The sequence below is a fragment of the Streptomyces sp. NPDC127190 genome (genome assembly GCF_042672505.1).
Lineage (GTDB): Bacteria > Actinomycetota > Actinomycetes > Streptomycetales > Streptomycetaceae > Streptomyces.
On record NZ_JBHXVE010000002.1, the window covers coordinates 160,882 to 170,261 of the forward strand.

Annotated in this window: 7 protein-coding genes and 1 pseudogene; 4 read left to right on the forward strand and 4 right to left on the reverse strand. The window is 70.1% G+C overall.

Going from position 1 to position 9,380, the window contains the following annotated elements; genetic code table 11:
• Nucleotides 1-133: 133 nt before the first annotated feature.
• The 3 genes from ACFVIU_RS04065 to ACFVIU_RS04075 all read right to left on the reverse strand — a co-directional run bounded on the left by ACFVIU_RS04065 (nucleotide 134) and on the right by ACFVIU_RS04075 (nucleotide 1,605).
• Nucleotides 134-379 (reverse strand): helix-turn-helix domain-containing protein, encoded by a 246-nt coding sequence (locus tag ACFVIU_RS04065; RefSeq protein ID WP_385840474.1) that lies wholly within the window; start codon nucleotides 377-379, stop codon nucleotides 134-136.
• Complete coding sequence (locus tag ACFVIU_RS04070; protein ID WP_385840475.1) at nucleotides 376-1,143, reverse strand: hypothetical protein; 768 nt, start codon at nucleotides 1,141-1,143, stop codon at nucleotides 376-378. The genes ACFVIU_RS04065 and ACFVIU_RS04070 overlap by 4 nt, the downstream gene beginning before the upstream one ends.
• 303 nt (nucleotides 1,144-1,446) lie before the next feature.
• Complete coding sequence (locus ACFVIU_RS04075; protein ID WP_157854403.1) at nucleotides 1,447-1,605, reverse strand: hypothetical protein; 159 nt, start codon at nucleotides 1,603-1,605, stop codon at nucleotides 1,447-1,449.
• Nucleotides 1,606-1,849: 244 nt separating this feature from the next.
• Here ACFVIU_RS04075 and ACFVIU_RS04080 point away from each other — a divergent pair, with 244 nt between their 5' ends.
• Nucleotides 1,850-4,609 carry a tetratricopeptide repeat protein gene (locus ACFVIU_RS04080; RefSeq protein ID WP_385840476.1) on the forward strand — a complete coding sequence of 920 codons (2,760 nt, stop codon included), beginning with the start codon at nucleotides 1,850-1,852 and terminating at the stop codon, nucleotides 4,607-4,609.
• A gap of 30 nt (nucleotides 4,610-4,639) precedes the next feature.
• On the opposite strand, the gene ACFVIU_RS04085 is transcribed toward ACFVIU_RS04080, so the two are convergent.
• Nucleotides 4,640-5,542: a serine/threonine protein kinase gene (locus tag ACFVIU_RS04085; protein ID WP_385840477.1), complete on the reverse strand. Its 903-nt coding sequence runs from the start codon at nucleotides 5,540-5,542 to the stop codon at nucleotides 4,640-4,642.
• Nucleotides 5,543-5,581: 39 nt separating this feature from the next.
• On the opposite strand from ACFVIU_RS04085, the gene ACFVIU_RS04090 reads away from it, so the two are divergent.
• The 3 genes and pseudogenes from ACFVIU_RS04090 to ACFVIU_RS04100 form a co-directional block, all read left to right on the forward strand.
• Nucleotides 5,582-7,144 carry a PD-(D/E)XK nuclease family protein gene (locus ACFVIU_RS04090; RefSeq protein ID WP_385840478.1) on the forward strand — a complete coding sequence of 521 codons (1,563 nt, stop codon included), beginning with the start codon at nucleotides 5,582-5,584 and terminating at the stop codon, nucleotides 7,142-7,144.
• Complete coding sequence (locus tag ACFVIU_RS04095; protein ID WP_385840479.1) at nucleotides 7,141-8,286, forward strand: hypothetical protein; 1,146 nt, start codon at nucleotides 7,141-7,143, stop codon at nucleotides 8,284-8,286. The genes ACFVIU_RS04090 and ACFVIU_RS04095 overlap by 4 nt, the downstream gene beginning before the upstream one ends.
• A pseudogene (locus tag ACFVIU_RS04100) lies at nucleotides 8,279-9,380 on the forward strand (hypothetical protein); the annotation flags it as partial. The gene ACFVIU_RS04095 and the pseudogene ACFVIU_RS04100, both read left to right, overlap by 8 nt.

Below are 9,380 nucleotides of genomic sequence, written 5' to 3' on the forward strand. Positions count from 1 at the left end.
CGCAGCCGTGGCGAACGGTGCGGGGCGCGTCGGCGCCTATCGCCGCGTCGTTGGAGCCCGGGCGGTGGGGCTCGGGGGCGGTGCCCACGGAGCCGCACGTTGGTTACCGTCAGAAGCCGACGCCGTCCGTGTCCTATTCCGGGTCCACGCTGTACAGCGGCCGGTCCTCGATCCCCAGGGCGCGCATCAGCTCGTTCGTCGGAATCCTGTACCTACGTCCGATGCGGAGGACAGGGCAGGGGAACTCGTGCTCGCGGATCAGCCGGTACGCGGTCGTCGAGCCGATTCCGAGTGCTCGGGCCGCCGTGCGCAGGTCCACTGCGACGGGCAGGTCGAACATCTCCGTGAAACTGAGGCGGCCCTCTGCCGGGTCCTTCACCCTCGCCTCCCCGCAGGGCGGACCGGCCGGGTGTCCGCGCGGCGCCTGGGCCGTCGCTTCTTCCCGGGGCTGTGACCCGCCGAACGGTCCTGCGACCCGTCGTCGGTGTCGATGAAGATTCCCTGTCGGCGCAGATGCTCCGGGCGCACCCGGAAACGCAGCGGCGCGCACAGCCCGTCCGGGCCGTCCGGACGGTCGACCCGTACGTCCAGGCTCTCCGCCGCCGGAGCGTCCGCCTCCTCGCCGGACGCAGTGAGAGCGTGCTCCTCGGTGATGCGTTCGATCTGGGTGGAGGGAAGTTCCCGCAGCCCTTCCCGGGCGAGATGCCACGCCCTGGCGCGCGCCGCGTGCAGCAGAGAGGAGTCGGTGAGACAGCTCGCGCCGTCCCGATCCGCCAGCTTCTCCAGGAGAGCCAGGACCATCTCGGCCTCCACGTCCGACCGGTCGGCCCGCAGGCGCGTGCAGACCCGGTGGACCGTCCCGGTCAACCGGGGCAGGGCCAGCCAGATCGCCAGGAGTTTCCCCGTGCTGTCTGGAGTCAGGTCGCTCTGTGCCCTGCGGATGACCTCCTTCCAGACCGCGTTGGCGAACTGAGGGTCGGAGCCGGGGCCGTACAAGGCCTCGTGCGTCTCGGCGGCGGTCAGCCAGACCGGATCAGCCTCGTCGGTGTGCGGGGGGACGAGCACGTAGACCGCGTCACTGGTCCGGGGATCGTCGAAGTGCCGCCTCACCGAGGCGAACGCACTGCTGCGCAGTGGATACATCAGGAAATGTCCTCTCTCGGACTGCGGAAACCTGAGTCCGGAGGTGCTGGAGGTACCGAGATGCTGGACGAGGTGTGTCCTGTGGTGGAGACGTATCGCCTCATATCCGCGTCAAGCGGAGACGAGTCCCACCAGCCTCACTTTGATGCGTGAGCATGCGGTAGTGGTCTTCTCGACCAGGTAACGCCGCCTTTGACCACGAGCGTGTGACAAGCGGGGCAGCCAGGCCGCGAACTCGCCGGTGACGAAGTTCGCGAGGCTGGTGGGTGCCCGTACAGAACGGGCACCCACGAACTGTTGCGCTCAGGCGGTCTCGGAGGACGAGGTGTCCGGCGCCTCGGTGGGCGGGGTTGCAGGGGTGGTGTCCTCGGTCCGGACGGCCGCCCGCCGGCGGCGGCTCGGCGGCCAGTCGGGGGACTGGCGTAGACGGGCTGCCCGGCGGTTCCGCTGACGGCTGTTCATCGGGTTCGCGGTTCCTCTCTGATGAGTCGATGGATGACTAAGCCGCCCTTTCGTGCTTCTGCGAGCGACTGGTGCCATCGTGCCCGCGGGTGAAGCGGGGCCGCAGAGCGAAAACTGAGGGATAACTGAGTCCCCGGGGGCGTGAAGAAGCAAGCGCGTGTGAAGCGGCACAGCGCGGCGCACAGATCAAGGAGCGCCGGCGAGGGGCCGGATCACTGACTGCGGCGCGGTGAGGGAGAGGGCGATGGAGGGGTACGTGCTGGGCCCGGTGCGAGCCGAAGGGGGCGGCGGCAGGAGGGTGGTCGAAGGGTCGAAGGTGGCGGCCCTGTTCGCGCTCCTGGTGACCGCGCCAGGCTGCCGATGTAAGAGGAAGGACATAGCCGAAGTCCTCTGGGAGGGCGTCGAGGACGTCGGCGATCGGGTTGACCGCGTCGTCTCCGACCTGCGGAAGCGGCTGGGCCAGGAGTCCGTGCCCCATAGCGGCAAGTCGGGTTACTGCACGCTCCGCGTGCCGGTGGGAGACGTCGACCTGCTCCGTTTTCGCGAAAAGGTGAAGCAGGCTGAGGGACTGACCTGCAAAGCGCAGTTCGAGCTGCTCGGCGCGGCCTTGGAGGAGTGGAACGGCGAGGACGAACCGCTGCACGGACTGTCCGAGACCGGCTTCCACTTACGTCGGGAGGAGCTGCGGGCCGAGTTGATGGCCGCCGTGTACGCGCGGCTGGACGCCGCCTACAAGTCCATGGAGGTCAAATGGCTGCGCGAAGAGACGGAGAAATGGTTCGAGCGTGCGCCGGAATTGCCCAAGATCTTCCGGTTCTATCTGCTCGCCCACGCAGACCTGCCGGAGTCCCGGCGTGAGCGGCTCATCAAGAAGTGGGAGAAGCGCAACGGAAAAGCGGACGTCGATGTACAGAGCGCCATCGACCAGGTCCGGGGAGAGGGCCGCCGGCCGGGCGGGGCGCTCCTGCCCCCCGTTCCCGACCAGTTGCCCGGCGGCAGGCGCAAGCCGATCGGGCAGGACGAGCTGATCGGTGACCTCTTCGAGGCCGTGTGCGAGGAGCAGGACGCCGGCAATCTGGCGCTGGTCCTGATCAGCGGCATGGCGGGCGTCGGGAAGACCACGGTGGCCGAGAACCTCGCCGGTCGGCTGCGGGAGCGGTTTCCCGACGGGGTGCTGCGCGGCGAACTGAACGGATTCGCCGACGGAGACGTGCGGCCCGCCGAACCGGACGAGATCCTGGACAGCTTTCTGGCCGCGCTGCCGCCCTACACCACGGTGACCGGAACGGAGAGCAAGAGCAACGCGCTGCGGTCGGCGCTGGCCCACCGGTCGGTGCTCATCGTCCTCGACGACGCGCGCAGCGCCCAGCAGGTGCTGCCGCTGCTTCCCGGAGACGGTACCTGCGCCGTGATCGTCACCAGTCGTAACGACCTCTTGCGGCTGCAGTCCGAGAGAAAGGTGCTGTTCCGCAAGATGGAGCCGCTGCACGAGGCGGACGCCCTGGAGGTACTCCAGGAGAAAGTGTCGGCCGAGGACCGGGCCAAGCACGCCGTGCCCTTCAGCAAGCTGGTCCACCTCTGCGGTCGACTGCCGTTGGCCCTGGTGGTGGTGGCCCGGCTCTTGGAGGTCGGTGCGCGTCCGCTGCACACCCTCCCCGCCCTGGTGCGGGAGATGGAGAAGGAGCTGGAGCGGGCGAAGCTGGACACCCTGGACCTGCCCGAGCACGAACTGTCGGTCCGCGCCGCCCTCAACTGCTCCGTGCGCGTGCTGAATGAGGAAGCCCGGCTGCTGCTGTGGCAGCTCGCCGTCCACCCCGGGCCCAGCGCTTCCTGGGAGGCGGTGATGGATCTGGGACGGGCAGTGGACGAAGGGACGCGTACCGACCTGGCCCTGGTGGACCTCGTGGCGGCGAACCTGGTGGAACATCACGGCGACCGCTTCGGGCTGCACGACCTCGTGCGGGCCTTCGCCCTTCGGCACGTGCGGCCGGTGCCGGACGGAGAGAACGCGGAGATCGAGCAGGCGACCGTACGACAGGTGCTGGAACACCAGCTGCACAACGTCCGGGCCTGCGACCGGGTGCTCGACCGCGAACACACTCTGCGCACCGGCGAGCCCGGAGCGGTCAGGGTCACCGACCCCGCGGACCCTGCGGAGGCGATGGCGTTCCTGGACAAGGAGTACGCCACCGTCCAGCGAGGCATTCACTTGGCGATCAATCGGTGTATCGACCGGTATGTATGGCTGCTTCCGATGGCCCTGGTCACCTACCAGTGGCGCCGCAGCCTGCTCGATGATGCGCGGCAGAACCTCCGGTACGCCGCCGAGGCGGCGGAAGCCGTCGCGGGTCCGGTCGATCGCGCCATGGTCCACCGGTCGCTGGCAGGGACCTACTGGCGGCTCGCTGAGTACGACTTGGCGGTGGGCGCCCTGCGCAGGGCCGTCCGGCTCAGCGAGGAGGACCGCAGCACGGAAGGCCGGCTGAGTCTGGCCCGTACGCTGCACCGGCTCGGGCTCACCCTGCGCAAGCAGGACGACCTGACGGGAGCGGAGGAAGTGCTCCGCCGTGCACTGGAGTTGTGTCGGGAGGTGTCCGACCGGGTCGGGGAAGCGGCTGTTCTGAACGTCCTCGGCGCGATCCACCTCGACCGGGGCGAGCACGAGCGGGCGCTCCGTCGGTGCGCCGACGCTCTGGGCGTGGTGGAGCGCACGACGGAGCGCAGCGGCCTGGCCGATGTGCTGTTCACTCTGGCCAAGGTGCACCTGGCCCGTTCCGAACGGGACGAGGCCATCACCCTGTACCGGCAGGCCTCAGACGTCTACCGCGAACAGGAGAACTGGCCCAACGAGGACAAGGTACGGATGCTCTTCGCTGATGTCCTGGTGTCCGCCGGCGACACCGACGCGGCGGTGCGGGAGCTGGAGAGAGTCATCGTGTTGCGTGAGCTGATGGGCGGTGAGGGGGTGCGGGAGGTCCGGGAGCGGCTGGAAGGGCTGAGGTGACCCGCCCGGTCGGCGGCCGTCGGCTCACCGTCAAAGCCGGGGCGGATGCGTGCGGTAGTACTCGGTCGGGTCCGGGCGCAGGGGCTTCGATGGCCGTTGCGAGCCGAGCTGGGGTAGGTAGCAGCGGAGCCGATCGAACACTTCACGGACATCCGCGGGGCGCTCCGCCGCCTTCCACCGGACCATCCACAGCGCCAGGGAGGCGAACTCGGGGGGTAATTTGGCGAGCCGGTCGGCCGGCAGCACCGGGGTGCCCTCTTCCGCCCGCTCGTCCTGTCCGCCGTAGGGCAGGCGCATCACGGTCATCTCCAGCAGGATGCAGCCGAGTGCGAAGATGTCCGCTTGCCGCGTCAGACCTGACGGGCACGCGTCGGACTGCTCGGGGGAGGCCCAGCCGCGCGTGCCGCGTGCGTATCCCGTCTCCTGATCCGCCACGACCGCGTGGCCCATGTCAATGAGCCGGAGACGGCCGTCCGGCTGCACGATGACGTTCTCGGGCTTGAGATCGCAGTGCACCAGATTCCGGTCGTGGACTTCTGCCAGAATTTCGCACAGTTGGCCGATGACGGCGGCAACGGTCCTAGGATCCTTAACGGGCAGGGCCGCCGACAGGACCTTCTGCAGTTGGTGCCCTTCGACAAATTCCATGACCAGGCACCGGCGTCGCCGGTGTGTCCCCGTGGCGATGACTTCGGGAATCGCCTGGATTCCTGTCAGCATCATCATGCGTGATCCCTCTTTGAGGAGTTCATCGCCGGCCCAGTGGAAATCGCTCTCGGGTCCGAGGTCCCGGGCCTTCTGAAGCTTCAACGCCACCTTCTGCCCGCTGTTGCGGTCACGCCCGAGGAAAAGGTCGCCTTGGCCGCCGTCGCCGACCATGTCCAGCACTTCGTAGCGCTTCTCCACATCGCCGATCTCCTCGATCTCCCTCACGGCCATCCACCTTTCCTCCGTACGGAAATGGAGCACGAAATGTCACAGCCATGGCTGCCCCCCGACGGGGTGACCCGCACCTCCGAAGTCATCACGGTATCCGCCGGAATGTTCAAGGGCGGAGAGTTCCGATGCCCCGCCGCTGACGCACTCAAGACCCGCGGCTACCACACCACCGACCCCGTACCGCGCCGCCGTGAGAGGCTGGAGCACTTCGCTCTGGGCCCCTTCATGGCTGCCTGCGACATCCGTTCGGGGCCTGCCGGCAGCCCGCCTCGGACACGTACCGGGCCCCTGCACGACGGTCTGCGGACCTGGTCGGAGCACGGCGTGCAGATGTACGAGTCGGCCTTCCCTCTCGACCCGGAACGTCCCCTGCACGAGGTGCCCGAGCCGTGGACGTACCGCTACCGGCCGCCCGGCCCCGACCCGCGCGACGCCCAGGAGTACCGCCTCACAGTGTGGGGCCGCTGCCTGGCTTCCCCGGACGGTGCCTACCGCGAGCTTCGTCTGCCCGTGCACCGCCTGCGGGACTTGCCGCCCGACGGCTTCACCGCGGCCGTCGCCCTGGTGCTGGCCGAGGGCGCACCCGGACCGCCGCCGGAGCACGTACGGATCGTGGAGTTCGCACTCTTCGACGGCCGTACGCGGGAACTCTTCGCGGGAAGCCGGGAAGAGGCGCGCGCCCGGTACCGCGAACACGGCCCCGCCGCCTTGGCCGGCGTACTGGACGGACGGGAATACCGCCCGGGGTCCGCCTGTGGCGGATGCCCCTACCTGTCGGTGTGCCCGGCCCTGCGCACAGCGCCCGGACTGCTGGGCATCGAGGCGCACGACCGGCCCCGCCGCACATGGTCGGTCACCAACGGGCGGGCCTACCGAACCTGCCCGGCGCGTGACCACATGCGCCGGCTGCACCTGCCCACGGCGGACTCCGTCGAACGCGAGGTGACGGCCGAGCGCGGCCGGGCCTTGCATGCCTACCTCGCCGAACGGCACGCCCACGGATCGCCTCGGCCCTGCACGGTCGAGGTTCCCGAGGAGTGGGTCCCGCAAGGATTCGACCTGCCCTCAGACGAACGCGCACTCGGCGCCCTGCTGTTGCGGCGGCACGCCGCGGTCTGCCCGCTGCGGTACGTCGGGGACGGCACGGATGTGCGGACCGAGCCCCGGGTGGTGCGACACGACACCACCGCCGACGTGGTGGTCCTGGCCGCGCCCGACCTGCTCTACCGGGATGCCGGGTCATGGGTGTGGCGCGAGACTAAGACCTCCGTCACCGACCGGCGGTCCGACCGCCCTCTGCTGGAGCGATATCCGCAGTTGGCCCTGGCCGTCGTGCTGATCGCCCGCGGTGACCTGGGCGGTGAACCGTTTCGCGCCCGGGTCGAGCTAGAGGTGCTGCGCCCCGGCGGCGCCGACCTGGAGATCATCGATCCCTTCGCCCCGGCCAATCGGGTCACCGCCGAGAAGGTACTGCGGGCGATGGTGGCCGACTGGCACAGTGACGACCGGTACGCGGCCCGGCCCGGACGCTCCTGCGAGCGGTGCGAAGTGGCCCGCTGGTGCACGGTGTCGTCCGTCAGCGAGGCCGCGGCATGAGGGCGGGGTCGGCCGGCCGGGCCGATCGGCCGGACGCCGGCGAGGCGCCCGAGGGCGTGGGCAGCGACCTCTTCGGCGAACTCGCCCGCATGGTGGCGGCTCTCTCCGAGGTCCAAGGGCTCCGCTCCTTCACCCTGCCCTATCCCGGCCTCGCCCAGCGTGCGCTGGACCACACGGTGATGCGCTGCCTCGAAGCGGGGGAGTCGCCGCCGAGGAGTCTTCCGGAGCTGTGGGAGTGGTGCCGGACCAGGCCGTCCGACGACTCACTCTTCGCGGTCCCCTCCTCCCTGGTCTCGCCGGGCACCACGCTGGTGCACCGGGTCGGCCGGATGCCGACCCGGTCGTGTCTCGAGGTGGCCTCGCACGGACCGGATGGAGGCGTGGCGGCACACGCCCGCGCGCTCCTCGGGGACCTGCACGCGCGGAGTGGAACGGAAGAGCGCTACCGGCAGTGCCGGGCGTTCCTGGCGCGTCACCCGGTCGTCCACCAGCAGGACCGCTTCGCGCCGGGTTGGAACAGGGCGGTCTGGAGCCGGGTCAAGAATCTCTACGGTCCGTTGCCCGAGTTCCTGCTCGTCGACGGAGACTTCCTGTACTGCCCCTCGTGCAGGCTCCCCGCGCTGCCCCGGGACAGTGCCGTGCCCGTACCCGGACCGGCCGGCACCGGCGCAGAAGTCTGGTGCGAGGGGGAGGACTGCCCGCGCGACGCCCCTCCGCGGCTCATCCGTGAGCCGGACCAGGCGTGGATCCTGCAGCGCTCGCTGCGGTGGTACCTCGTACTGCCGGACCGCACCGACGAAGCCGCCCGGGAGGCACTGGAGCGCGCCGAAGCCGCGTACGAGACCCTGCCCGCTCTTCTGCCCGCCTACCGGCTCTGGGACACCGGCCCCCGCACCGTGGACATCCAGGTGTACGACCGCCTTCAGCCGGCGCTCCTCGCAGCCCATCTCACCGACAACACACCCCTCGCGGACCGCACCCTCGTCGTGGTCCCCGACGCGCTCGCCGGACGGGACGGCTACCGGCAGGTCTTCACCGACGCCCTTCCCGCGCTCCTGCGGGACCGGCTGGTGCTTACCACCCCCGTGGACCTCGTGCCCGACCTGGGACAGGCCCGGCGAGAGGAGAAGGACGATGCGTAGCCTCACCCCGCCCTTGACCGACGTGTTCAACGCGCTCAAAGCATTTCTGGGGTCCTCCGTGCCCCAGCCCACGCTGGAAGCCCTCTGCCAGGTCGAACTCGGCCTGTACCTCCAGCAGAAGATGATGCCGGGCAGCCCCGCAGGCAGCGCCTGGGTGCTGTTCAGCGGGTACGGGTTCGCCGAGGCGCACCGGGCACCGCTGCCATCCGACGCGGCGAAGACCCTGCGTATCGCCAGGTACTCGTTGTGGACGCTGCGCCGGAGCCGTACCTGGCTCGATGCGCTGGACACCTACCAGAGGTTCGACCCCAGGGTGCGCGCCTACGACGTACCGGACGCCGAGACACCTGCTGCCCGCCGCGACCTCTCCGTCGCCGGCGACCGCTTCTCCGTCTACGAACAACTGCTGCGTGCCGCACCGCCGCTGGCGGGCAAGCGGCTGCCGGTCGCGGGTCAGGGCCCGCACGCCTTCCCGGTCAGTCGCACCATGGCCGTCGTCGACCTGCCGCCGGTCCCCCGCACCCCCCTCGTCGCCCACGACATGGACCTGGAACCGGCCGGCGGCGGCGAGCCCCTTGTCTTCACCAGGGAGGGGCTGGAGCGCACGGCGGCGGAAATGGACGCACAGCACACCCGCTTCGGCGAGGGACGGGCGCCACGGTGGCTGGAGCGGTTACGGTCGTTCGACCTGTCCACCAAGGAGAACGGAACCTTCCACAAGACGAGGAAGGACGAGGACTTCACCTTCACGGTCGACGGCATCCAGCACCTGCTCGGCATCGTCGGCGCCGGCAAGAGCACACTGCGCGACATCATCGCCGTCCATCTCGCCAAGCTGGGTAAGCGCACCACCGTCGTCGTCACCGATGTCGCGGAGGTGCTGAAGCTCGTCCGGCTCTACGACCTCTATACCGACGGCGCCGCCGCACCCGTGCTCGGCTCCTCCGGCCGAGAGCGGCACGCCCAGCGGCTGCACCGCCGGCTGGCGGGTCGGGGGGGGGCGGGGGGGGGCGCCCCCCCCGCCCGCCCCCGCCCGCGACGACCCGAGGGGGCGCGGGGCGCGCGGGCGGGCCCGGGTCCGCGCGCCCGCCCGC

Bases quoted from the DNA above. Each gene is read 5' to 3' on its own strand.
- ACFVIU_RS04070 (WP_385840475.1), bottom strand. From the start codon at position 1,143: ATGTATCCACTGCGCAGCAGTGCGTTCGCCTCGGTGAGGCGGCACTTC.
- ACFVIU_RS04075 (WP_157854403.1), bottom strand. From the start codon at position 1,605: ATGAACAGCCGTCAGCGGAACCGCCGGGCAGCCCGTCTACGCCAGTCC.
- ACFVIU_RS04080 (WP_385840476.1), top strand. From the start codon at position 1,850: ATGGAGGGGTACGTGCTGGGCCCGGTGCGAGCCGAAGGGGGCGGCGGC.
- ACFVIU_RS04090 (WP_385840478.1), top strand. From the start codon at position 5,582: ATGTCACAGCCATGGCTGCCCCCCGACGGGGTGACCCGCACCTCCGAA.
- ACFVIU_RS04095 (WP_385840479.1), top strand. From the start codon at position 7,141: ATGAGGGCGGGGTCGGCCGGCCGGGCCGATCGGCCGGACGCCGGCGAG.